This is a genomic window from Yersinia proxima, assembly GCF_902170785.1.
Classification (GTDB): Bacteria; Pseudomonadota; Gammaproteobacteria; order Enterobacterales; family Enterobacteriaceae; genus Yersinia; species Yersinia proxima.
Genome location: NZ_CABHYG010000004.1, coordinates 525393 through 547450 on the forward strand (window position 1 = coordinate 525393; position 22058 = coordinate 547450).

The following is a 22058-nucleotide window of genomic DNA, read 5'->3' on the forward strand; positions in this document are numbered from 1 at the left end:
TATTTACATTTGGTAAACCTATAGAACAGGAAAGTGAGAGCAGGAGCAACTTTTCAGACTAAAAATGGGGAGTGAGAAGAACTGACAGGCTAATAACTTATCTGGGAGTGATATCAAATGTAATGAATTCAGAAGGTAAATCATCCAAAAACAAACGCGAAGCCAGAAGCTCCGCGTTTTTAGGTATTCAGCTGAACTGAGTCAGTGCGGATTAACGCAGGCCTAACTGAAAAATCATGGTTTCAGCCTGGCAGGCAAAGGTGAAATCAACAGTTAAACGTACACCGCCTTCAGTTTCTTCCAACTTATGCTCAATTAGGCAAGGTTCTGATTCAACAGCACGCGCTTTTTCAGTTAGCGTTTTCAGCATCGCTTCAGCTTCTGCACGGTTGTCGAATACACAGCTATAGGACGCGGTGCAATCAGTATTATCCATGATAGTGCCTACATCTATACAGCAGCAGGCTGCGGTTTCTTCCGCGCTACAGCGATTAATTGCATCTGACATCTTCAATTCTCCTCAACGGACATTTCAAAATAGGTGCAAATTGCCTATCAGGCAGCGCAAATGACAATTAGCGCAAACAAATAAGACATGGTGCAAAAAATATTTTCTCTGGCGCTATTTTACTACCGTCAGTCATCTGGCACTAGGACTTACTGTTTATAGGCCTATTAAGTGACAGAAATCACACTCGAATTGTTTGTTCAATCATCAATGATGTAATAATTGCTACATATTTGTGAGTTTTTTGTTAACTACGTCTATTTTTTGCAATCAAATTAGACCAAATGTCAAAACATACTTGCAACACCCTCGCTGGTCAGACCTATACTTCAGCCACTGGTCTGCTTTGTCTGACCGATAACGGACCCTACAATCCCGCATTCTCTTGTTACGGTATGTAACATTAATTAAAATAATGAGGTTTTGGTCATGAACCAGAAAAACCTGTTTACCCGATCAGCTCTGGCAGCTGCAGTGGCAATAATTTCTTCAAACGTTTCTGCAGCCGGGTTCCAGCTGAATGAATATTCAGCAGCTGCGTTGGGCCGCTCTTTCTCTGGTGAAGGCGCTGTTGCTGACAATGCTTCTGTTGGTAGCCGCAACCCCGCCGCAATGACCTTGTTCGACCGCCCGTCGTTCTCCGGTGGTGTCGTGTATGTCGATCCCAACGTTGATATCAGTGGAACATCACCCATATCGGGCAGAAGTACCAGTGCCAAAAACATCGCGCCATCAGAGTGGATCCCCAATATCCATTTTATTATGCCGCTGAATGAGCAATGGGCAATTGGTGCTTCCGGCACCTCAAACTACGGTTTAGCCACTGAATTTAATGATGATTATATCGTTGGTTCTCTGGGTGGCCAGACTGACCTGAAAACCGCAAACCTCAATCTGAGCGCGGCTTATCGCTTGAATGAAAACTTCAGTTTTGGTTTGGGTTTTGATGCAGTTTATGCCGATGCAAAAATTGTGCGCCATATTGGTGAAGCTGGCCGAGGGGTTATCCCAGCCAGTACTGAAGTCACACGTATGGAAGGAACCAAGTGGGGTTATGGTTGGAATGCGGGCGTTCTGTATGAAGTGGATAAAGAGAACCGCTACAGCCTCACCTATCGCTCCAAAGTGAAAATAGACTTTGATGGTGATTTCAGCAGCCAGTTGCCACCGCCAAGTGGCACAGGTGGTGCAGTGATTCCAGGTGCATTAACGCTGAATCTGCCAGAAGTGTGGGAAGTGTCCGGCTATAACCGTGTCGCACCACAATGGGCGATTCACTACAGCCTGGCCTACACCAGTTGGAGCCAGTTCAAAGAGCTGAAAGCCACCGGAACCAACGGTAACACTCTGTTTGAGAAGCAAGAAGGCTTCCACGATGCTTACCGTATCGCGCTGGGTACTACTTATTATTACGATGATAACTGGACGTTCCGTACCGGTATTGCTTTCGATGACAGCCCGGTTCCAGCAGATAACCGCACTATTTCGATTCCAGACCAAGACCGTTTCTGGATCAGTGCGGGTACTACCTATGCATTTAACAAAGATGCATCAGTTGACGTGGGTATTTCCTATATGCATGGCCAGAACGTGCACATCACGGAAAAAACACCAACAGCATTGGGCGGAACAACTTATGAGTTCGACTCTAAAGGTAGCGCACTGCTGTATGGCGTGAACTTCAACTACGCTTTCTGATAACCATGATTGGCAACGTTGTTTTCCTAACAATAGTTGCCCACAAAAAAGCGCCTCGCGGCGCTTTTTTATTTATTCAATCCCTGAGAAGAGAGTAGATGTTCACCGCCAATGAGCGGGATAAGTCTCGCTAACACCTCATTATATAAACCCGATTCTGATTCAATCAGAAATTTAGCCTTACGCTGACGCCAGTCAAAGGTTTGGATTAGGGTTGTTGCCACAACACAAGGTGCATCAAGGTTGGTAACCGGAACTTCGGTAGGTGCGCCACGAACACTGCTACTCACAGGACAACACATCACCAATCCGGTTAGGCGGTTATATGTTTCATGTGAAAGAATAAGAGCAGGACGATATTTGCCAATCTCTTTCCCTTTCGTTGGTTCAAAATCCAACCAACAAATATCGCCTCGCTTTGGTATATACATTAATAATCAAGCTCCCTCTCCGTGGGATGTGTAAGTTCATCAGCATGTGCCGTGTAAGCGCTAAGTCCGGCAAGCAGGCTTTCTTCAGTCAATGGCTTTTTGACGACTTTTTGAATCACTAATCCTTGTTCGCTGATATCGATATCAACAGTGTCACCCACCTCAAAATTAGGGATAGTTTTAAGATTACCCGACAACCGTAAGGCAACACTATTGCCCCATTTTTGTAATGTGGCTTGAGCTCGCATAATCACACCTTTTACTTTATGTATCTACAATGAGTATACAGCCTTCAACTACATAGATACAGCAGCAACAAAAAAGCGCCTCGCGGCGCTTTTTTATGCATCGAGATAGCACACCGATCAGTTAGGTGAATCGATACTTTCCAAATCACCCTCAATAGCCTGAGCATTCGAGTTAACTTCTGGTTTTAACTGCCCGCCGTTCGCCAGGAAATCATAGCGCTGGAAGTAAGCCTCACGTACCATCAAATAGGGATCGGAGGAGTTACGAAGCAAACCGTCTGAATCTAACAGTTGAGCACGAGTTTCAACCCCTTCCAACATCCATTTACCTGCCGACATCCAGAAAGTCAGATAACTCAGCACTGGATAGACGTAATCAGCCGCATTGCCACCATCTTCACGGATCGTGAAGCTGCCATAGCCCGGTAATACTACATAAGGGCCATAGCCAACATTATAGTGCCCCAACGTGCTACCAAAACGGTTCGGCACTTTTTTTGCCAGTTTTGGATTCGCCATACCGGCCACATCTATTAAGCCCCCCATCCCCAAAATAGTGTTGAGGAAGAAGCGGTTAAAGTGCTTCATGGCGTTGTACGGGTCACCGACCAGGAAGCTGTTAACCATGCTGGCTGGCTCTTCAAGGTTACCCAGGAAGTTGCTCATCCCATTACGCGCAGGTTGTGGCACATAATCACGCCAAGCAACAGCCACCGGACGCACGAGATAAGGGTCAAGAACCTCATAGTTAAAATTGAACATTGCCCGGTTAAAACCTTCCAGCGGATCTGAGCGGCCCTGCTCCATTTGATCCGGCGAGCTACTGGCGCAGCCTATTAATAGTACGGTTGCAAAAGCCAGCCCAATCAGGCGGTAGTTCATATCTTTCTCCATGAAATTCTTTCCAGCCCCTTATATTTAAGGGATCTGTTTGTTTATCTGAACATGAATAGTTTGTGACTGCCCTTTCGTGCCGAAATCCTGCACACCACTTTCACCAAACCAGTCACCGGGCTGCGGATTGGCAGTGCCATCCAGTGAAATACGCGCACGCACTTTCACCTGTTGCAACGAGGAGAGCAAACGCTCCGGCATCATTGCATTGCTATCATCCAGCGTCACTGATAGCGGGAATCGACTCAAAGGCAGCTGTTTTACTGCAACGGGGATCGGGTTTGTGCCATCCGTTACCGAGATAATCAGCGCCCCTTGCTGGGGTAATTTCTGGACAGCCTCTGGTGACAACGAAACCTCTATTCCCAGTGTAGCTGTTTCCTGCCCTGCCTGTGATTTCGCTTGTGCAATACTGCGTTTTATCACTTCGATGCGAGAATCACCCGCAGGCAGCAATTTTAGCATAACTTCCCACGCGCCAATGGCTTGTTTAAAATCACCCTGCTCAAAAGCATTAAAAGCTAATAAACTCATAGCACGCAAGTTGGTGTGATCCTGCCCGACCATAGTGCGTAACATCTTGGTTGCCAACTGATTATCTTGCGGATCGTTGGAACGAGTCAGCACTTCAGCATAGCCCAGCCTGACATCATTATTATCGGGCGCAAGTTGGTATGCTTTAGCAAACGCCTGAGTTGCGGTGGTGGCATTATTCAGTGCCATGCCCACTCTGCCGAGCATCATCCAATCGTTGACGTTGCCACTATCTTGCTGCAACGACGTCCGTAATCCCAGCCCCAAACGTGCGACTTCCTCCATGGTCAGAGGCTCAGCCCGTTCGTTGGCGACTCTGGCGCGCAGTTCTGGCATCTGAGCTTCAACCTGATGCCACGCCTGTACTTGCGCCAAGCCGCCCGTTTTCAGATATAGCCCTACAGCGACCACCACTAAAATCACCACACCTGGTAGCAAAACCCAGCGGTTAATTGGACTTGCGTCCTCAGTTGACTCATGTGGAATGTCAGTTAACAGATTTTGCTGTAATTCCTGAATCAATTCAGGCCGCTGTTCCACTACGCCCTGAGCTTCATCTTCTGCCAATTCAGATAACCGGTCTTGATAAATCGCTTTATTTAGCTCATCTCGGGTAGTTACCGATGAATTGCTCTCTTGTCGCAGCGCCGGAATGACCAACAAGGCACCCGCGACCGCCAGCAAAATAATCACTATCAGCCAAAAAACCATTATGGTTGTTTCCTGTTCGTCTTTTTGTGTGGAGCCGAAGGTTGTTTTTGTTCAGCCAGCAGAATGTCTAACCGCTGCTGCTCCTGCGGTGAAAGTGAGGCCTCTTTTTCCACCCGCCGCCGGGCGCGTAACACCACTATCACCGCACCAATCAGAACAAACATGGCCGGGCCGACCCACAAAATCAAAGTTGCTGCCGTCACCGGTGGCTCATAAGTGACGAAATTACCGTATCGGGCTACCATATAATCAATGATTTGCTGTTTAGAATTGCCCTGCTGCTGCAATTCGTACACCTTGCCGCGCATATCAGCAGCAATGATGGCGTTGGAATCAGCAATGCTGTTGTTTTGACATTTAGGGCAACGCAATTGCTCGGTTAACTCACGATACTGCTGTTCCTGCTCCACCGAGCTAAAGGTGTAAGTATCAATGGCGGCAAAAACATTGGTCGCAAAAATACTCCAACCCAATATCAGGCCCAGTGTCAGGCTGAATAATCTCATGCGCCCCCCTGATACTTTTTATACAGTGGCAGGATTTCCTGCTGCCAGACGCGATCATTAAGATCACCGGCATGGCGATAGCGAATAATGCCCTGGCCGTCGATCAAGAAAGTTTCCGGCGCGCCATAAACCCCCAGATCCAGCCCCAACATGCCATCGCCATCATACAAACTCAGCGCGTAAGGATTACCCAGCGAATTAAGCCACTGCACCGCTTTGGCGCGATCATCTTTATAGTTCAACCCCACCACACGAATACCCTGCGCCGCCAGCTTATTCAGATATTCATGCTCGGCACGGCACGTCGGGCACCAGGTCGCCCAGACATTGAGCAACATGGGTTTGCCGTCATGCAATACCGCCTGATCGAAAGTTTTCCCCGGCTGCTCAAGGGATTCCAGTTTAAAAGCCGGTACCGGTTTGCCAATCAGCGCTGATTCCAGCATGGTGGGATCATCGCCATTAGCATTGCGGGTCAATTGCACCAGAAAAGCCACAACCAGCAGCAGAAAGAGCACCAGTGGAATGAACATCAGCTTATTGAATGAAGATTGAGATTTCATTATTTAGCCTCCGTCGCCGCGCCGCGTTTTAACTTTTTGCTCATCCGATAGCGGGGATCAAACATACAGAAAATGCCGCCGATGGCCATAAACACCCCGCCATACCAGATCCAACGAACGAATGGTTTGTAATACAAGCGCACCGCCCATGAGCCATCATCCAGCTCTTCACCCAGTGCAGCATACAGATCACGTGTCAGGCTACCATCAATGGCGGCTTCCGTCATCATCGAGCGAGCCACACTGTAATAGCGTTTTTCTGCATGTAAGGTCGCCTCAGGTTTGCCGTTTCGGGTGACATCAATAATGCCCACACCGCCGGTATAGTTTGGCCCTTTAACATCATGAACATCGCGGAATACGAAGTGATAATCGTGGATATCGATGCTATCGCCAGCTTTCATGCGCACATCGCGTTCGACACTGTAATTCTGACTGAACGCAATACCGATCACCGTCACCGCCACCCCAAGGTGCCCCAGCACCATCCCCCAATGACTACGGGAAAGATGGCTCAGACCACGCCAGAAACCATGACGATGCGTGGCGCGTTCGTGCAATTCCATCACGGTCAGGATAATCACCCAGATAGCCATCATCAGGCCGACTACGGTCATTCCGGCAATAGTATCTTGCAGCAACCAAGGGACTAATATCGACATGAGCAAAGTGACCACCAGCGCCACACCCAAGCGCTTGTAAAGCTTACTTGGCTCATCGCGACGCCAGCGCACCAATGGGCCAATCCCCATTAAGAGCGCCATAGGAGCCATCAGCCAGGTAAACATGGTATTAAAGAAGGGTTCGCCGATGGAGATGCTGCCTAATCCAAGCTGTTTGTGGACCAATGGCAGCAAGGTACCGAGCAATACCACCAACATAGCAGCAATTAACAGTACGTTATTACCCAGCAGGAATGTCTCGCGCGAGAACACTTCATGCTGAGTCCGGCTGCGCACTTGTGCGCCTTTAACCGCATACAGCAGCAAAGAGCCGCCGATAACTATCACTAAATAGGCCAAAATAAACATGCCGCGCGCGGGATCAGAGGCGAAAGAGTGCACCGAGACTAATACACCGGAGCGCACCAGGAATGTCCCCATCAGGCATAAAGAAAATGCGGTAATTGCCAGCAATACTGTCCACGCTTTGAATGTTCCACGTTTTTCAGTGACGGCCAATGAATGAATCAGCGCCGTCCCTGCCAGCCACGGCATAAAGGAAGCATTCTCTACCGGATCCCAGAACCACCAACCGCCCCAGCCGAGTTCATAGTAAGCCCAGGCGGAACCGAGCACGATCCCCATCGTCAGGAACACCCATGCGGCCTGAGTCCACGGGCGTGACCAGCGAGCCCAGGCACTATCGAGCCTGCCGGCCATTAAAGAGGCAATGGCGAAAGCAAATGCCACCGAGAAACCGACGTAACCCATATAAAGCAAAGGTGGATGGAAAATCAGCCCGACATCTTGCAACAGCGGGTTCAAGTCATTGCCATCAATCGGGAAGTCCGGCAAAGTGCGGTTGAACGGATTCGAAGTCAGAATAATAAATAGCAGAAAGCCGCCAGTAATCATCCCCAATACCGACAACACACGGGCGACCGCATCATCCGGCATGGAGCGGCTAAACAGTGCCACCGCCAGTGACCAACAACTGAGTAGCAATACCCACAACAACAATGAGCCTTCGTGCGCACCCCAAGTTGCCGCAATGCGGTAATAGACCGGCAGATGTGAATTTGAGTTCGCTGCCACATAAGAGACAGTGAAATCATTTACTACAAACGCATATACAAGGCATATAAATGACAGCGCGATGGTGGCAAACATACCGTAGGTCAATGGCCTGCCGGTTGCCATCATGCGGGCATCCTGACGCGCCGCCCCCCACTGCGGGTACAAGCTCAGCAATAGCGAAATTGCCAGCGCCAGACATAACAAGAAACTGCCAATTTCGGGCATCATGAGGCATTACCTTGTGCAGCAGTGCTGTTGTAGGCCTCAGCCGGGCGGGTATGGTTTTCTTTCATCGCCTCTTTGACTTCCGGTGGCGTGTATTTTTCATCATGTTTTGCCAAGACTTCTTTGGCATTGATGGTATTTCCTTCAGCAAAGACGCCTTGTGCCACCACGCCCTGCCCCTCACGGAACAAGTCGGGCAGAATGCCGGTATAGGTCACTGTGACGGCACCACGCGCATCATAAACCTTAAAACTCATTTCTAACGTTTTGTCGTCACGCTTCACCGAACCCGGCATCACCATACCGCCGATACGTAAGCGCTGACCGATTTCCGGCTTCTCATGGCGCTCGCCTTTGCCCTGCAAAATTTCGCCCGGCGTATAAAACAAATCAATATTAGAACGCAGCGCGTACAGCACCAGAGTGGTGGTCAAACCGATACCGATTAGAACCACAATCGCCAGATAGAGCCGACTTTTTCTACGTGGGTTCACTGTTGTTTCTCCTGCGAACGAACGGCATGTTGCGCCTGATTTGCCTGACGAATACGGTGCTCTCTCGCCTCACGGCGCTTAATATCCGCTAGTAATTGTTTGTGCTGCCATACCGTGTGTATCCATAGGCCAAGCAGCGATAAGACCGTTGCCGCTATCGCCAGCCAGACATAAAAGGCATAGCCTCCCATGGCAAAAAATGCCGCCCAGGAATTAAAGGCCGGATTCATACACGAGGCTCCTTACGCAACAAAGCGGCAACCCAAGGCCGGTGGCGCTCTTGCTGCAAAATTAGATTGCGCAGGCGCATTAATGTCAGGGTGATAAAGAAGAATAGATAACCCAAAATAGCCCAGCGCAGCGGGGATCGCATGCTCGGATCAATGCTTTGCTGCATGTTAGTCGAACCTTGATGTAAGGTATTCCACCACACGACAGAGAAATGAATAATGGGGATATTGACCACGCCGACCAGTACCAAAATACCGGCGGCGCGCCCAGCCAGTTTGCGGTCTTCAAAAGCGTTATACAGGGCGATCACCCCCAGATAGAGGAATAACAGCACCAACTCGGAGGTTAGTCGCGCATCCCAGATCCACCATGTTCCCCACATGGGTTTACCCCAGGCCGAACCGGTAACCAAGGCAATAAAGGTAAATACTGCCCCCACCGGGGCCATGGCGGCCACGACGTTATCGGACATTTTCATTTGCCAGACCAAACCGACAAACGCCGCGATAGCCATCGACATATAAATGCCCATCGACCAAATCGCCGCCGGGACATGCAAATACATGATACGGAAGCTATCACCTTGCTGGTAATCCGACGGCGCGAAACCAAAGCCCCACACCCAGCCCACAATCAGGCAGATAACAGCCCCGATGCCCAACCATGGAATAAACCGGCCACATAGCTGATAGAGCCGTTCAGGTTTAGCGAATTGATGAAACCATTTCCACATTTTTCATTGCTCACATTAAAATTGGACGGGCATCACCACTGGTGGTAATACCGGTGCAGGGTTCGGCGCACAATCTGCTCTGACTGGCGTTGGCTACCGCGCTTAAGATTCTGAAAATCGCTACTCTTTTCTTCTTCTTATAAATCTTTTATTACTTATACCCGCCCTAAACAGCTAGTGCACACTCACTCTCAATGCAGCCGCGGTAGCAAAAGGTGCCAGTGTCGCGCTCCCCACCAACATCGCGCCCAAAATCGCCAGATAACCATCGATGGGTAATGACATTGAAGCCGCATCAATGGTTGCAGTAGCAAATATCAACACCGGAATATACAGCGGCAATACCAATAAACTCAGTAAAACGCCTCCCTTACGCAATCCCACCGTTAACGCCACACCGATTGCGCCGATAAAACTTAACGTCGGCGTTCCCAGTAGCAGTGTCAGCGCCATCGCAATGGCCGTATTGCTATCAAGGGAAAGTAATAAAGCCACTAACGGCGATAAAATCAGTAAAGGCAGCCCGGTAACAACCCAGTGAGCACACACTTTGCCTAACACCGAGAGTGTCAGCGGGCTGGGTAACAACAACAATTGCTCAAGCGAGCCATCGTGAAAATCATCACGGAAGAGTCGCTCCAGTGATAATAATGATGCCAGCAATGCTGCAACCCAGACGATACCTGGCGCAATACGCGCCAGTAATTGTGGCTCTGGGCCTATACCCAGCGGAAACAAGGTAATGACAATCAGAAAAAACCAGAGCGGATTAACGATTTCTGCACCTTTTCTGAAGGCAATTTTTAATTCACGGCGCAACACGCTAATAAACATTAATTCTCCTGCGTGTTGGTTAAACGAATTTTACGTACCTGCTGCCCGACACCATCCAACTCCTGATGAGTGGTGAGCAGCACCATGCCTCCTTTGGCGGCATGTTCCACAAACAGAGCCAACAAGGTGCTAACCCCCTGTTTATCAATTGCGGTCAGTGGCTCATCCAAAATCCATAACGGAGCCTGACTCAACCACAAACGAGCTAAAGCCACCCGCCGTTGCTGACCCGCAGATAACTGCGATACCGGCAAATCTTCATATCCCACCAACCCGACTTGAGATAACGCCTGCCAGATGGCAGCGCTATCAACCTGTTGAGATACCGACTGATAAAAGGCCAAATTCTCAAAAGGAGTGAGTACCGATTTGATTCCCGGCTGATGGCCTAAAAAGAGTAAATCTTGATGATAACGGGCGCGGTCGCGGCGAATATTCTCCCCCAACCAATTTACCTGCCCTTCGTCGGCATCAGCAAGGCCCGCCAGGATACGCAGCAAGCTGGTTTTACCTGCTCCGTTTTGCCCCTCGACCTGCACAATCTCCCCCGCAGCTACACAAAAACTGAGCTGTTGAAATAAGATTCTTTCATCACGGATGCAGGTTAGATCTTTAGCTTCCAGCATGAAGGATTGTCTTCCACCGTAGGATTGCCAGTTCAGGAAAACCGAATGATAACATAAAGGCTTAATCCTTACGTAGTATGGCCCCAGCGCTCTATCTACCCTTATAGAGGTAATATTCGGGTTAAGATCAATATTCTGTAGAAAAAACCAACAACATGAAAACAAAATGACCTTTTACTTCAGTACACAACCAAAAGTCGCGAACAAAAATTTGCAACTATGCTTATGTCCTGGCTATTTCCTTTTTCCTCTACTAACCGGGAACCCCTTATGATTAATAAAAAACGGTCTCAAGATAAGGGCAAATTAACAGTAGAAAGTAATGAGCTACATGAAGAACAAGAAATTGAAATAAATGAGAAGAATCTCCCTTCCAAGGCAGCGGCCATTCACGAGATTATTCGTGTCGACGGTGAGAAAGAATTAGAACGCGATAGCTTTGCACTCTTATGGTCGGCGGTTGCTGCAGGTCTTTCAATGGGGGCATCTTTGATTGCCAAAGGCATTTTCCATGCAAAATTGCCTGATAATCCCGCCAGTTTTCTCCTGGAAAATATCGGTTATACCTTTGGTTTTATTATTGTCATTATGGCCCGCCAACAGCTATTTACCGAAAACACCGTCACCCCCGTATTGCCGATAATGCAAAAACCCAGCCGTCAAAACTTCATTCTATTATTTCGACTCTGGGGGCTGGTGTTATTGGGCAACCTGATCGGCACGGGGATTGCCGCTTATTCCTTTATTCATATGCCCGTATTTGATAATGCAACGCGCGCGGCATTTGTCACTATTGCCCAAGGGGTGATGGAGAGTTCGCCGGGAGAGATGTTTGCTAAAGGTATATTTTCCGGCTGGATTATTGCCACTATGGTATGGATGATGCCCTCGGCCAGAGGGGCCAAGATATGGGTCATTTTCCTGATGACTTATTTAGTCGCTTTGTGCGACTTGACCCATATTGTGGTCGGCTCCGTAGAAATCTTCTATTTAGTATTTAACGGCTCAATACCCTGGCAGCAATTCATTTACCCGTTCGCGATACCGACACTGGCAGGTAACATTATCGGCGGCACCTTTATTTTTGCCCTAATAAGTCATGCACAAATCCGCAGTGATATGGCTCATCGGCCTAAAAAAAGTGACAAAGTGGACGGTGATTCATCGCCCCCACATCCGTAACGGCTCACATTTTGCGGCTATGTCTGATGTTTTTTGCCAGCGAATACTCATTATTCACTACCAGTTGGCGACAGAGTAACCAAACAGACAGCTAACTGCTTATTATCTGGGTCAAAATGCGTATAATACTCCGGCAGTGCATTTCATCGATAGTCACCCTGTCGATGAACATGTCCCCGTAGTTAAACGGATATAACAAGCCCCTCCTAAGGGCTAGTTACTGGTTCGATTCCAGTCGGGGACACCATTAGCACTTTTCAGCACATCCCACCAAGTCCATAAAATCCTGTTAAAACAATGACAAATAGACATTTTGTGTCTAATGAGATCCTATAATGTTTAGTGGAATCTAAGTACTAAATGACACTTAACGTAATGCCTGAAGAATATTATAAGCTGCTTGTACACGGGCTGGATTTGGGTAGTTTTTGTTGGCTAGCATCACTATGCCAATACCCTCCTCTGGGATAAAAACAATATAAGCGCCAAATCCATTGGTTGCACCAGTCTTATGAACCCAGGATGCTCGCATTGCCGGTTGTGGTGGTAGCCCCCCTTCCACTTTTCGTGGTTTCAGTGCGATATCATTTCCACTATCTGCCACAACTCTCTGCGGATTAATAGGCCAGTTATACATTTCCCATCCCAACCCTTGGAACATATCCCCCACCTGGAAATAACGAGACTGAGCCGCGATGATCGCTTTCTTTAACTTATCGTTTTCCGCAGGAAGATTGTCTGGAGCCATATTAGCCTGCATATATCTCACCATATCTTTCGTGGTGGATTTCACCCCATATGCTTCCTCGCCCAGCATGCCTAAAGTAACACGCACCGGCTGACCATCCTTATATCCCCACGCATAGTTTGATTGCATCGATTCAGGGACAGTAATAAAAGTATGTGTCAATTTTAATGGCTGGAATACGTACTTCTTCATGTAGTTTTCAAACGTTAATTGGCTTTCTTTCGCCATTAGCGCACCAAATAAACCTATACTGGCATTAGAGTAATTTCTCATCTCTCCAGGAGCCCACTGTGGCTGCCATTGTTGATAGTATTGCCATAATGATTTTTGATCTGTCACCGAATCAGGGAGTTGAAGAGGAAGCCCCCCCGCAGTGTAAGTCGCCAAATGCAACATTTTCACGCCGTGCCACTGCTCCCCTGCCAGCTCTGGAGCATATTTAGTCACAGGGTTATTAAGGTTGATAATACCGGTTTGCACGGCATATTCCCCGGCAATTCCGGTAAAAGTCTTACTCACCGACCCCAGTTCAAACAGCGTATTCTCAGTTACTGGAATACCTGTCTTTATATTCGCTACACCATAGTTAAAAAACAGCGGCTTTCCATCATAAAATACAGCAACAGCCATACCAGGAATATTTTGTTGTTCGAGCAAGGGAGTGACAGTGTTATTAACGATAGTCGCAACCTGTTGTTGCGTAAGTATACTTTGAGCTGAGGTATACAGCGGGGCTGTTGCGATAGTAGTAAAGACTAAGGAATTGATTATAGATTTTTTCAACATTGGTAAATCTTCCATAGATTGATAAATGGCAAGCAGTGTGCCTCCTTCTGCGTTGCAGATTTTGCAATGGTTGAATATGGATAACAATCGATTATATTTAGTGTTTGATAATAGAAAATCTAACAAGTCAATCTATGGTCCGTAGCTATATTCCGTTAAATTCACTTCGTGCCTTTGAAGCCGCAGCCAGACAGTTAAGTTTTACTAAGGCTGCTATCGAATTAAATGTTACCCATGCAGCAATAAGCCAGCAGGTCAAAGCGCTGGAAGAACGCCTCAATTGTCGCCTTTTTATTCGTATTTCACGCGGATTAGTATTAACAACAGAAGGTGAAAATTTACTTCCGGTTCTTAATGATTCCTTCGATCGCATAGCTGACACGCTAGACCGTTTTTCCGCTGGCATGATGCGTGAGAAAGTCAGAGTGGGCGTTGTTGGGACATTTGCGACTGGTTATCTACTGCCGCGCCTGAAAGATTTTCAACATCGTTATCCACATGTGGATGTCTTACTTTCAACCCACAATAACCGCGTTGATGTCGTGGCTGAAGGGTTGGATTATGCTATTCGTTACGGCAATGGTGCCTGGCATGATACCGAGTCACAATTTTTATGTGATGCCCCGCTTTCTCCGTTGTGTGCCCCCTCATTTGCGAGCAGTTTATGCCATCCTGGTGACCTGCAAAAATTTACTCTGCTACGTTCCTATCGTCGCGATGAGTGGTCAACATGGTTTGCTGCTGCCGGAGGATGCGTACCTTCTCCCTCTCAGCAGATAATGATGTTCGACTCGTCGGTGAGTATGCTGGAAGCCGCACAATCAGAAATAGGAATCGCTCTGGCTCCACCGTCAATGTTTACACATCTGTTGCTCAATGAACGCATCATTCAGCCTTTTAGCACCACGATTAGCCTGGGTGGATATTGGTTAACTCGCTTACAATCCCGCTCAGAAACTGCCGCTATGCGAGATTTTTCACTATGGTTATTAGCTGAGGTGACATCAGAGAAAATAGAGCCGCAGTGACAGTCTGACTATCCTTTAATGTGATAAAAAGTGTAAAATAGATGAATATAGATACAGTAATCTGTAATTTGTCACTTTTTTATATTTATTAATTTTAATTTCAAGAGGTTAGAGAGATGGGTTTACCAAACTGTCCAAAATGCAATTCTGAGTATACATGGCAGGAAGGGGAAAAACTGAATTGCCCAGAATGCGGTAATGAGTGGTCAGAAAATGGCGATTCTGCCACTGCCGATGAGGGTCTGGTAGTACGTGATGCCAATGGCAATTTGCTGGCCGACGGTGACGCGGTGACCGTTGTTAAAGATCTGAAAGTTAAAGGTAGCTCTTCAACCCTGAAAATTGGGACTAAAGTGAAAAGCATCCGCCTGGTTGAAGGTGACCACAACATCGATTGCAAAATTGATGGCTTTGGCCCGATGAAACTAAAATCTGAGTTTGTGAAGAAAAGCTGATAGCTCGGTTCCCCTTGCTCACCATCGTGCTACGGCGCAAGGGGATTATTTATAGCTGCATCCCCTATCCTGTCTCTGTCCATAAAAATATCCCACCACTCCCTCTGGCCGCTCAGAAATCACTGCCATTGTGACTTTCCTCCTCTATCTTTCCATCCACTACTTTGTCGAAAAAACTAATTTAGATATATCTTTTTCACATCCCCTCTTGCTAATTTCGATATATCGATCTAGATTAGATATATCGAAACGTTTTCGATATATCTAAAGGAGATTTATTATGTTTGGTTTTTCAAAACGTGGTCATCGTTGTGGTGAAGAACACCACGAAGGGCAACGCCATTGTGGTGACAGAATGCATCGCGGCGGTCGCCATCATATGGCAGCTGAAGCAATCGAAACCGCAAGAGGCGGCAGACGTGGGCGCGGTGAAAAAATGCATCGCTTGTTTGAACATGGCGATTTGCGGGTTGTTCTGCTGGCATTGCTTGATAAAAAGCCCAGCCATGGCTATGAACTGATTAAAGCTATCGAAGAGGCATCTTCAGGCTTATATGTACCTAGCCCAGGTGTTATCTATCCAACACTGACATTGCTAGAAGAACAGGATTTTGTTACTCCAGTAGCCACTGGTAATGGCCGTAAAAGCTACCAAATTACCGATGCTGGCAAAGCTGAATTACAGCAAAACCAACCGATGGTTGATGCTATTTTTGCTCGATTGGCACAAGTAAATCGCCGTCCTGAAGGCAATATGGCTGAGGGTATTTCTGATGCAATGCACCGTTTACGTCATATTCTACGTAGCAGCATGATGCGTTCAGATGTTACACCAGAGCAGGTTGAGCATATTAATACAGCATTGCTGACCGCCGTAGAATCCATTGAAAAAGCGCTAGAACCCAAGGCGACAGAAACTAATGAACTGGAGAAAAGCTAATGTCGGGATATCGTTATCGAATCACCATTGAGCCATTGACGGATCGCAAAGGCGAGCCTCTGGATAAAGCGCCAGTGACATTCGAAGCCGAGAATCATGATGAGATCCTCGGCATCATCGAACGGCTACAGGCGCGTGAAGATCTGGATTTTGGTAAAGAAAAAACAGCAGCATTTGCACTAGGTCTGAAACTGTTTTCAGAAACTATGATGGAGCATCGCAAGCATCCGGTATTTGCCCCATTGCGAACTGCATTTATGGATTTTATGACTAACTTGAAGAAAGGCTCGACACGCGATCGTGGCGAGTGAAACATCATAAATTTAAAATAAAAATACAGCGATATCCGAATACTATTCGTCGCCGGGAACATCAGCCATAGCCCATTCCCGGCGAATTATTTAACTCAAATCAGCACCATTACTGGCAATAACTTTTTTATACCAATAGAAAGATTTCTTTTTCTTGCGTGCTAAAGAACCCTTGCCCAAATCGTCACGGTCAACATAAACAAATCCATAGCGTTTGCTCATTTCTCCAGTCGAGGCAGAAACTAAATCGATACATCCCCATGAAGTATATCCAATGACTGGAATGCCATCGTCGATAGCTTCCGCCATAGCTTTAATATGTTCACGTAGATAACTAATACGGTAATCGTCTTCAATTTCGCCCTGCGGATTAATTTCATCTTTAGCACCTAATCCATTTTCAACCAGGAATAGTGGCTTCTGGTAACGGTCGTACATCATATTCATGGTGATGCGTAAACCTAAAGGATCAATCCCCCAGCCCCATTCACTGGCTTGAATATGTGGGTTTTTCAAAGATTTCACAATATTAGCTGTGCTGCTGTTATGGTCATTCATATCCGCCGAAGCACAACGCGAAGCGTAATAACTGAAGGAGACGAAATCCACTGTATGTTTAAGGATATCGTCATCACCCACTTGGGTGACAATTGAAATACCTTTCTCTCTGAAAAGGCGTTTTGTATAAGCGGGATAAGCCCCACGGGCCTGCACATCAATAAAAAATAGATTTTCCCTATCTTTTTCCAGCGCAGCCCAAACATCTTCGGGTTTACAGGTTCGCGGGTAAAAATTCCCTCCCGCCAACATACAACCTACCTGATTCTCAGGATTGACCTCATGAGCAATTTTAGTCGCTAATGCACTGGCCAGTAGCTCGTGATGGGCAGCTTGATATTTTACCTGTTCCTGATTTTCATTCGGCTCAAAGACCAAACCAGCACCTGAAAATGGGCTATGAAGCAGGATATTAATTTCATTAAATGTGAGCCAATATTTCACCAAACCATCGAAAGCCTCAAAACATGTTCGGGCATAACGCGTAAAAAACTCAACCATTTTTCGGTTACGCCACGAGCCATATTCCGTGACCAAATGCATGGGTACATCAAAGTGGCACAGCGTTACCAGCGGCTCAATATTGTGCTTCTTACATTCATTAAAGAGGTCGCGATAAAAGGCAATACCCTCAGCATTAGGTGTCAATTCATCGCCATTAGGGTAAATCCGGCTCCATGCAATTGATGTACGGAATACGGTAAACCCCATTTCTGCCATTAACGCGATATCGTCTTTATAACGATGATAAAAATCAATCGCCTGATGACTGGGATAAAACTCATCATCTCTTAAGGTAAAACGCTTTTCCTGCCCTAATTTTACTGCCAAGCGGTGTTCCCCATGAGGGATCATATCCACCGTTGTCAGCCCTTTTCCACCTTCAAAACAAGCACCTTCGGCCTGGTTTGCGGCTAATGCGCCGCCCCATAAAAAACCGTCGGGAAATGTTGATACTGACATTCAATACCTCTTTATTTAGTTAATTTTCACTGCACTATGTGAAACAGTTGAAGCAGGAGAATCGGCACGGCTATCCGCACTATCTTCGACAGGGATATCTTCAAATCCCAGTAAGAGTGTTGTGACGAAAGAAATGACTATTGCCAGAATCATGACGCCAAATACCCATACAATACTCATTGGATTGGCCGGATCGAAGAACTGAACACTGGTGAATAACCCAGGTGAGGCCATGGAATGGCTGGCTAACCCACCGATTCCCGCCACGGCACCACAGATAAACCCACTGATAAGGCTAGCAATTAATGGGCGTTTGAGTCGCAATGCCACCCCATAAAGTGCCGGTTCAGAGATACCCGCTACAATAGCGGAAGCCGCAGCAGCCAACGCCGTTTGGCGTAATTCCGGGTTTTTGGTACGCCAGGCAACCGCCAGAGATGAACCGCCCAATGAAAGGTTGGCACCAATTTCTGATGGCATCACCATGCCCTCTTTGCCCGTTTCGGCAATGGTCTGGATGATGGTTGGCGTAAAGACACGGTGCATACCCGTCATAACCAATAATGGCCAAAGTGCTCCCATAATTGCCACGGAGAGCCAGCCCAGATAATCATGAACGGTATACACCAAAGAGGAAATACCGCTGCCAATCCAGATCCCCAGTGGCCCAATAAACATGATGGCAATAGGGGCTGAAATCAGCACGATCAGCATCGGTTTAAGGAAGTTTTTCGTCACCGCCGGTGTAATACGGTCAACCCAGCGCTCAATATAAGACAACAGCCAGGTCATACAGAGTGCCGGGATCACCGTATAGGTGTACTTCACCGCCGTAACGGATACCCCCATAAATTCAACATGTTGGCCTTGCGCAGCTTTTGCCATTAAATCAATAAACGCCGGATGAACCAACACCCCGGCAATGGCGATAGCCAGCGACATATTGGTTTTGAATTTTATCGCCGCAGAAGCCGCCACCATGACTGGCAGGAAGAAGAAAGCGCCGTCGCCAATCACATTAAGAATAATGAGCGTTGATGAGCCTTTCTCAAAAATGCCGGTCATATCCAGTATCATTGCCAGCAGTTTTACCATCGAACCACCGATGATAGCGGGAATCAACGGTGACATGGTGCCAATCAATGCATCCAGTATCCCTGCCCCGATCCGCTTTAAGGTGATTTTGTTTTTCTGGGGTAATGCGTTTGCCAGCAATGTACCTTCAGGCAACAATTTGAGCACTTCAGCAAAGGCATAACTCACATTATTGCCAATGATAACCTGGCACTGATTTTCACTGTGTACCACACCCAACACACCGGTGATGGCTTTTAATTTTGCCAAATCGACCACAGTCTTATCATTGAGTACAAAGCGTAAGCGTGTCATGCAGTGGGTCACGGCCCCAATATTATTGGCCCCACCAATGGCATCGACTATCTGTTGCGATACTGCGGCATAATTTTTTGACATGAGTAACAACTCCCCGTAATGGCGCGCACTGAGCTAAGTGTCCCTTCTGCACTGAGGGTGTCCCCTCATCGCCACGAACTCACAATTAGCCATCAAATTCATATAGTTATAAATTATTCACTGACCGGAAAGATCTTATCTATGAACATTCTCAGATAAATAGGTAACCGGTTCCACATGAGAGTCTTAAAATATGAGATAGAATTCAATAGATCGCTTTATTCAATTTTCATTCTGTGATGATGATCGACATCGAGAGGGAATTTATTCTGCCCGGCAACCTGCTTCTCGGCGGCGGTAACGTGTAGAATAGTAATAATTTTCAACGTGTCAGGAAGAGCCTATGTCTACAATGCAAGAAGTGGCAAAGAAAGCCGGTGTTTCAAAAGCCACTGTTTCGCGTGTTTTGTCGGGCAAAGGCTATGTCAGTGATGCAACTAAAGAAAGTGTCTTTAAAGCCATTGAAGAGACTGGATATCGACCAAATTTACTGGCGAGAAATCTGGCGACCAATAAATCTGAATGCATCGGATTGGTGGTCACCAATACCCTGTATAACGGCAGCTACTTTAATGAAATTCTGTCTCAAGCTGCGCAAAAATTAGAAAAAAATGGTCGTCAGTTAGTTCTGGTTGATGGGAAACACAGTGCTGAAGAGGAACAAGAGGCTATTCAGTTCCTGCTAGACTTACGCTGTGATGCAATAATAATTTATCCTCGGTTTTTAACTGTTGATGCCATGGATCTTATTATTGATCAATATAAGCAGCCAATTATGGTGGTGAACAGAAAGCTGCGTAAAAATCATAGTCATTGTATTTTCTGCGATCATAAAGGTTCCAGCTATAATGCGACTAAATATCTTATTGAACAGGGTCATCGCGATATTGCCTTTATTACCGGTTCTCTTGATTCACCTACCGCGATTGAGCGACTTTCTGGATATAAGGCAGCATTAGCCGCATTTTCGCTGCCCGTTCAGGACAAACTTATTACGCAAGGTAGATGGACGCCTGCAAGTGGTGCCACTGCAGTTGAGTCTTTATTAGCCAGCCAGTTACCCTTTAGCGCAATTATTGCCAGTAACGATGATATGGCCATTGGGGCGATGAAAAAATTAAACGAATCCGGATTAAAAGTCCCAGAAGATGTTTCCATCATCGGGTTTGATAATATTCCTATCGCGCCTTTCCTGCTACCGCCATTATCCAGTCTCAAAGATCCTGTCAGTGGCATGATAAATGAAGTTATTAATAGGTTAATATCCATGCTAGATGGCGGCTATCTATCAAATGAAAATATATTTCAATCTGAATTGTTCATCAGAGATTCAGTCGGCAAAGGGCCTTTCTTTGCAGAAAATAAGGTCAAATAGCCTTATCTTTTATAATTTCGATATTAAAAAAGGAGCCAAGGCTCCTTTCAGATAGAACAACACAGGTTATTTAGCTCGAACACCTTCGACAGACAGAATCAATTCAACTTCCTGTGATGCCGGGCCTAAATCAGTGGTGATATTAAAGTCTTTCAGCTTAATATTACCATTAGCTTCAAAACCAGCACGATAGCCACCCCACGGGTCATTACCCTGGCCAGTCAGCTTACTTTCCAGGGTCACTGGCTTAGTCACGCCATTTAATGTCAGGTTACCGACTACAGTATAACCTTCGGCATTTTTCTTCACTTCAGTCGACTCAAATGTCGCTTGTGGGAATTTACTGACGTTCAGGAATTCTTTGCTGCGCAGATGTTTATCACGTTCAGCATGATTGGTATCAACACTGTTAGTATTAATCACTACATTCACTTTATCAGCTGCAGGATTCTTTTCATCAAAAGTGAAAGAACCATCGAAATCATTAAAACTGCCATATAACCAGCTATAACCTAAGTGTTTAATCCGGAATTCGATAAAGGCGTGTTGACCTTCTTTATCAATTTTATATTCGGCGGCTACGGCACTACCAGCGGTAAACATCAGTGCGCCTACAGTCAGGCCCAATAGGGTCTTATTAAACATACTTAATTCTCCATAATACAGTTGGTTAATCGGTGCTACGTCCCAGCATCCGTTTAAGGGTAATATCACCATCAATAAAATGGTGTTTAATTGCGGCCAGCCCATGTAATAGTGAAAGCACCACTACGGCCCAAGCCAGATAAAGATGCACAGTACCCGCAGTATCAGCCTGATCAGGTAAACTCGTTAATGTTGCAGGAACAGCAAACCAACCAAATACAGAGATCGGTTGCCCATCAGCCGTCGAGATCAAATAACCGCTGAACATAATACAAAATAAGACAATATATAAAAACAGATGTGCCAATACTGCACTAATGCGAGTGAACCGGCTATAACTGGATAAAGGCTTTGGTGGCGGAGAAATAAAACGCCAAATAACCCGGAATAACATCACAGCAAAAAGTATACAACCGATGCTTTTATGTATTTCAGGTGCCTGATGATACCAGCCATCATAGTAGCCTAAAGTCACCATCCATAAACCCAGAGCAAACAGTGCATATACTGTCAATGCCACCAGCCAGTGGATACTAATAGTGATACGGCCAAACTGTTCCCTGGTATTTTTCCAAAGCATAATGATTCCCTTTTGCTTAACTTATAGAACAATAGTCAA

25 protein-coding genes and 1 tRNA gene are annotated in these 22058 nt (G+C 46.5%); 8 read left to right on the forward strand and 18 right to left on the reverse strand.

Annotated features, from left to right (window positions below):
• Nucleotides 1–211: 211 nt before the first annotated feature.
• Nucleotides 212–508 (reverse strand): YfcZ/YiiS family protein, encoded by a 297-nt coding sequence (locus FTB31_RS04365; protein WP_072081930.1) that lies wholly within the window; start codon nucleotides 506–508, stop codon nucleotides 212–214.
• Nucleotides 509–937: 429 nt separating this feature from the next.
• Here FTB31_RS04365 and fadL point away from each other — a divergent pair, with 429 nt between their 5' ends.
• Nucleotides 938–2206 (forward strand): long-chain fatty acid transporter FadL, encoded by a 1269-nt coding sequence (gene fadL, locus FTB31_RS04370; protein ID WP_175627969.1) that lies wholly within the window; start codon nucleotides 938–940, stop codon nucleotides 2204–2206.
• A gap of 68 nt (nucleotides 2207–2274) precedes the next feature.
• Here fadL and FTB31_RS04375 read toward each other — a convergent pair whose 3' ends face one another.
• The 12 genes from FTB31_RS04375 to ccmA form a co-directional block, all read right to left on the reverse strand.
• The gene (locus FTB31_RS04375) at nucleotides 2275–2637 is read right to left on the reverse strand and encodes a type II toxin-antitoxin system PemK/MazF family toxin (protein ID WP_077173813.1); all 363 of its coding nucleotides are present in this window, start codon (nucleotides 2635–2637) and stop codon (nucleotides 2275–2277) included.
• Entirely contained in the window at nucleotides 2637–2885 is a 249-nt protein-coding gene (locus tag FTB31_RS04380) for an AbrB/MazE/SpoVT family DNA-binding domain-containing protein (RefSeq protein WP_005171960.1), read from the reverse strand. The genes FTB31_RS04375 and FTB31_RS04380 overlap by 1 nt, the downstream gene beginning before the upstream one ends.
• A 117-nt stretch (nucleotides 2886–3002) precedes the next feature.
• Nucleotides 3003–3767: a phospholipid-binding lipoprotein MlaA gene (gene mlaA / locus FTB31_RS04385; protein ID WP_072081724.1), complete on the reverse strand. Its 765-nt coding sequence runs from the start codon at nucleotides 3765–3767 to the stop codon at nucleotides 3003–3005.
• Between the two features lie 36 nt (nucleotides 3768–3803).
• The gene (gene ccmI / locus FTB31_RS04390; protein WP_077173812.1) at nucleotides 3804–5024 is read right to left on the reverse strand and encodes a c-type cytochrome biogenesis protein CcmI; all 1221 of its coding nucleotides are present in this window, start codon (nucleotides 5022–5024) and stop codon (nucleotides 3804–3806) included.
• Entirely contained in the window at nucleotides 5024–5530 is a 507-nt protein-coding gene (locus FTB31_RS04395) for a cytochrome c-type biogenesis protein (protein WP_050076150.1), read from the reverse strand. The genes ccmI and FTB31_RS04395 overlap by 1 nt, the downstream gene beginning before the upstream one ends.
• Nucleotides 5527–6093: a DsbE family thiol:disulfide interchange protein gene (locus FTB31_RS04400; protein WP_005158625.1), complete on the reverse strand. Its 567-nt coding sequence runs from the start codon at nucleotides 6091–6093 to the stop codon at nucleotides 5527–5529. Before FTB31_RS04400 ends, FTB31_RS04395 begins: the two co-directional genes overlap by 4 nt.
• The gene (locus FTB31_RS04405; protein WP_227731149.1) at nucleotides 6093–8060 is read right to left on the reverse strand and encodes a heme lyase CcmF/NrfE family subunit; all 1968 of its coding nucleotides are present in this window, start codon (nucleotides 8058–8060) and stop codon (nucleotides 6093–6095) included. The genes FTB31_RS04400 and FTB31_RS04405 overlap by 1 nt, the downstream gene beginning before the upstream one ends.
• The gene (gene ccmE, locus FTB31_RS04410) at nucleotides 8057–8551 is read right to left on the reverse strand and encodes a cytochrome c maturation protein CcmE (RefSeq protein WP_019083583.1); all 495 of its coding nucleotides are present in this window, start codon (nucleotides 8549–8551) and stop codon (nucleotides 8057–8059) included. Before ccmE ends, FTB31_RS04405 begins: the two co-directional genes overlap by 4 nt.
• Entirely contained in the window at nucleotides 8548–8781 is a 234-nt protein-coding gene (gene ccmD, locus FTB31_RS04415) for a heme exporter protein CcmD (protein ID WP_227726934.1), read from the reverse strand. The genes ccmE and ccmD overlap by 4 nt, the downstream gene beginning before the upstream one ends.
• Entirely contained in the window at nucleotides 8778–9515 is a 738-nt protein-coding gene (locus FTB31_RS04420) for a heme ABC transporter permease (RefSeq protein WP_227726936.1), read from the reverse strand. The genes ccmD and FTB31_RS04420 overlap by 4 nt, the downstream gene beginning before the upstream one ends.
• Nucleotides 9516–9689: 174 nt before the next feature.
• The gene (gene ccmB, locus FTB31_RS04425) at nucleotides 9690–10349 is read right to left on the reverse strand and encodes a heme exporter protein CcmB (RefSeq protein WP_050076156.1); all 660 of its coding nucleotides are present in this window, start codon (nucleotides 10347–10349) and stop codon (nucleotides 9690–9692) included.
• On the reverse strand, nucleotides 10349–10975 hold the full coding sequence (gene ccmA / locus FTB31_RS04430; protein WP_077173811.1) for a cytochrome c biogenesis heme-transporting ATPase CcmA: 627 nt from the start codon (nucleotides 10973–10975) through the stop codon (nucleotides 10349–10351). The genes ccmB and ccmA overlap by 1 nt, the downstream gene beginning before the upstream one ends.
• A 270-nt stretch (nucleotides 10976–11245) precedes the next feature.
• On the opposite strand from ccmA, the gene FTB31_RS04435 reads away from it, so the two are divergent.
• Nucleotides 11246–12157 (forward strand): formate/nitrite transporter family protein, encoded by a 912-nt coding sequence (locus tag FTB31_RS04435; RefSeq protein ID WP_050076159.1) that lies wholly within the window; start codon nucleotides 11246–11248, stop codon nucleotides 12155–12157.
• Nucleotides 12158–12329: 172 nt separating this feature from the next.
• A tRNA-Arg gene (locus FTB31_RS04440) sits at nucleotides 12330–12404 on the forward strand.
• A 120-nt stretch (nucleotides 12405–12524) separates the two neighbouring features.
• Here FTB31_RS04440 and ampC read toward each other — a convergent pair.
• Nucleotides 12525–13691, reverse strand: a complete 1167-nt coding sequence (gene ampC / locus FTB31_RS04445) for a class C beta-lactamase (RefSeq protein ID WP_227719715.1) — start codon at nucleotides 13689–13691, stop codon at nucleotides 12525–12527.
• Nucleotides 13692–13825: 134 nt separating this feature from the next.
• On the opposite strand from ampC, the gene ampR reads away from it, so the two are divergent.
• The 4 genes from ampR (at nucleotide 13826) to FTB31_RS04465 (ending at nucleotide 16425) form a co-directional block, all read left to right on the forward strand.
• Entirely contained in the window at nucleotides 13826–14719 is an 894-nt protein-coding gene (ampR, locus tag FTB31_RS04450) for a LysR family transcriptional regulator AmpR (RefSeq protein WP_227719709.1), read from the forward strand.
• A gap of 116 nt (nucleotides 14720–14835) precedes the next feature.
• Complete coding sequence (locus FTB31_RS04455) at nucleotides 14836–15174, forward strand: zinc ribbon domain-containing protein YjdM (RefSeq protein WP_019083624.1); 339 nt, start codon at nucleotides 14836–14838, stop codon at nucleotides 15172–15174.
• A 280-nt stretch (nucleotides 15175–15454) separates the two neighbouring features.
• Nucleotides 15455–16114: a PadR family transcriptional regulator gene (locus FTB31_RS04460; protein WP_227721999.1), complete on the forward strand. Its 660-nt coding sequence runs from the start codon at nucleotides 15455–15457 to the stop codon at nucleotides 16112–16114.
• Entirely contained in the window at nucleotides 16114–16425 is a 312-nt protein-coding gene (locus FTB31_RS04465; RefSeq protein ID WP_050076177.1) for a DUF3861 domain-containing protein, read from the forward strand. The genes FTB31_RS04460 and FTB31_RS04465 overlap by 1 nt, the downstream gene beginning before the upstream one ends.
• Before the next feature lie 90 nt (nucleotides 16426–16515).
• On the opposite strand, the gene FTB31_RS04470 is transcribed toward FTB31_RS04465, so the two are convergent.
• Nucleotides 16516–17946, reverse strand: coding sequence for a 6-phospho-beta-glucosidase (locus tag FTB31_RS04470; protein WP_077294541.1), 1431 nt, complete (start codon nucleotides 17944–17946; stop codon nucleotides 16516–16518).
• 15 nt (nucleotides 17947–17961) lie between these two features.
• Nucleotides 17962–19419: a PTS cellobiose/arbutin/salicin transporter subunit IIBC gene (gene ascF / locus FTB31_RS04475; protein ID WP_050076179.1), complete on the reverse strand. Its 1458-nt coding sequence runs from the start codon at nucleotides 19417–19419 to the stop codon at nucleotides 17962–17964.
• Between the two features lie 343 nt (nucleotides 19420–19762).
• Between ascF and FTB31_RS04480 the strand changes: the two genes are divergently transcribed.
• Nucleotides 19763–20794: a LacI family DNA-binding transcriptional regulator gene (locus tag FTB31_RS04480; RefSeq protein WP_050076180.1), complete on the forward strand. Its 1032-nt coding sequence runs from the start codon at nucleotides 19763–19765 to the stop codon at nucleotides 20792–20794.
• Between the two features lie 66 nt (nucleotides 20795–20860).
• Here the strand turns inward: FTB31_RS04480 and FTB31_RS04485 are convergent, their stop codons facing one another.
• Nucleotides 20861–21439 carry a YceI family protein gene (locus FTB31_RS04485; protein ID WP_050076181.1) on the reverse strand — a complete coding sequence of 193 codons (579 nt, stop codon included), beginning with the start codon at nucleotides 21437–21439 and terminating at the stop codon, nucleotides 20861–20863.
• Between the two features lie 25 nt (nucleotides 21440–21464).
• Entirely contained in the window at nucleotides 21465–22019 is a 555-nt protein-coding gene (locus tag FTB31_RS04490) for a cytochrome b (RefSeq protein WP_050076183.1), read from the reverse strand.
• Between the last annotated feature and the right edge of the window lie 39 nt (nucleotides 22020–22058).

Bases quoted from the DNA above. Each gene is read 5' to 3' on its own strand.
- FTB31_RS04365 (WP_072081930.1), bottom strand. From the start codon at position 508: ATGTCAGATGCAATTAATCGCTGTAGCGCGGAAGAAACCGCAGCCTGC.
- fadL (WP_175627969.1), top strand. From the start codon at position 938: ATGAACCAGAAAAACCTGTTTACCCGATCAGCTCTGGCAGCTGCAGTG.
- FTB31_RS04375 (WP_077173813.1), bottom strand. From the start codon at position 2,637: ATGTATATACCAAAGCGAGGCGATATTTGTTGGTTGGATTTTGAACCA.
- FTB31_RS04380 (WP_005171960.1), bottom strand. From the start codon at position 2,885: ATGCGAGCTCAAGCCACATTACAAAAATGGGGCAATAGTGTTGCCTTA.
- mlaA (WP_072081724.1), bottom strand. From the start codon at position 3,767: ATGAACTACCGCCTGATTGGGCTGGCTTTTGCAACCGTACTATTAATA.
- ccmI (WP_077173812.1), bottom strand. From the start codon at position 5,024: ATGGTTTTTTGGCTGATAGTGATTATTTTGCTGGCGGTCGCGGGTGCC.
- FTB31_RS04395 (WP_050076150.1), bottom strand. From the start codon at position 5,530: ATGAGATTATTCAGCCTGACACTGGGCCTGATATTGGGTTGGAGTATT.
- FTB31_RS04400 (WP_005158625.1), bottom strand. From the start codon at position 6,093: ATGAAATCTCAATCTTCATTCAATAAGCTGATGTTCATTCCACTGGTG.
- FTB31_RS04405 (WP_227731149.1), bottom strand. From the start codon at position 8,060: ATGATGCCCGAAATTGGCAGTTTCTTGTTATGTCTGGCGCTGGCAATT.
- ccmD (WP_227726934.1), bottom strand. From the start codon at position 8,781: ATGAATCCGGCCTTTAATTCCTGGGCGGCATTTTTTGCCATGGGAGGC.
- FTB31_RS04420 (WP_227726936.1), bottom strand. From the start codon at position 9,515: ATGTGGAAATGGTTTCATCAATTCGCTAAACCTGAACGGCTCTATCAG.
- ccmB (WP_050076156.1), bottom strand. From the start codon at position 10,349: ATGTTTATTAGCGTGTTGCGCCGTGAATTAAAAATTGCCTTCAGAAAA.
- ccmA (WP_077173811.1), bottom strand. From the start codon at position 10,975: ATGCTGGAAGCTAAAGATCTAACCTGCATCCGTGATGAAAGAATCTTA.
- FTB31_RS04435 (WP_050076159.1), top strand. From the start codon at position 11,246: ATGATTAATAAAAAACGGTCTCAAGATAAGGGCAAATTAACAGTAGAA.
- ampC (WP_227719715.1), bottom strand. From the start codon at position 13,691: ATGTTGAAAAAATCTATAATCAATTCCTTAGTCTTTACTACTATCGCA.
- ampR (WP_227719709.1), top strand. From the start codon at position 13,826: ATGGTCCGTAGCTATATTCCGTTAAATTCACTTCGTGCCTTTGAAGCC.
- FTB31_RS04455 (WP_019083624.1), top strand. From the start codon at position 14,836: ATGGGTTTACCAAACTGTCCAAAATGCAATTCTGAGTATACATGGCAG.
- FTB31_RS04460 (WP_227721999.1), top strand. From the start codon at position 15,455: ATGTTTGGTTTTTCAAAACGTGGTCATCGTTGTGGTGAAGAACACCAC.
- FTB31_RS04465 (WP_050076177.1), top strand. From the start codon at position 16,114: ATGTCGGGATATCGTTATCGAATCACCATTGAGCCATTGACGGATCGC.
- FTB31_RS04470 (WP_077294541.1), bottom strand. From the start codon at position 17,946: ATGTCAGTATCAACATTTCCCGACGGTTTTTTATGGGGCGGCGCATTA.
- ascF (WP_050076179.1), bottom strand. From the start codon at position 19,419: ATGTCAAAAAATTATGCCGCAGTATCGCAACAGATAGTCGATGCCATT.
- FTB31_RS04480 (WP_050076180.1), top strand. From the start codon at position 19,763: ATGTCTACAATGCAAGAAGTGGCAAAGAAAGCCGGTGTTTCAAAAGCC.
- FTB31_RS04485 (WP_050076181.1), bottom strand. From the start codon at position 21,439: ATGTTTAATAAGACCCTATTGGGCCTGACTGTAGGCGCACTGATGTTT.
- FTB31_RS04490 (WP_050076183.1), bottom strand. From the start codon at position 22,019: ATGCTTTGGAAAAATACCAGGGAACAGTTTGGCCGTATCACTATTAGT.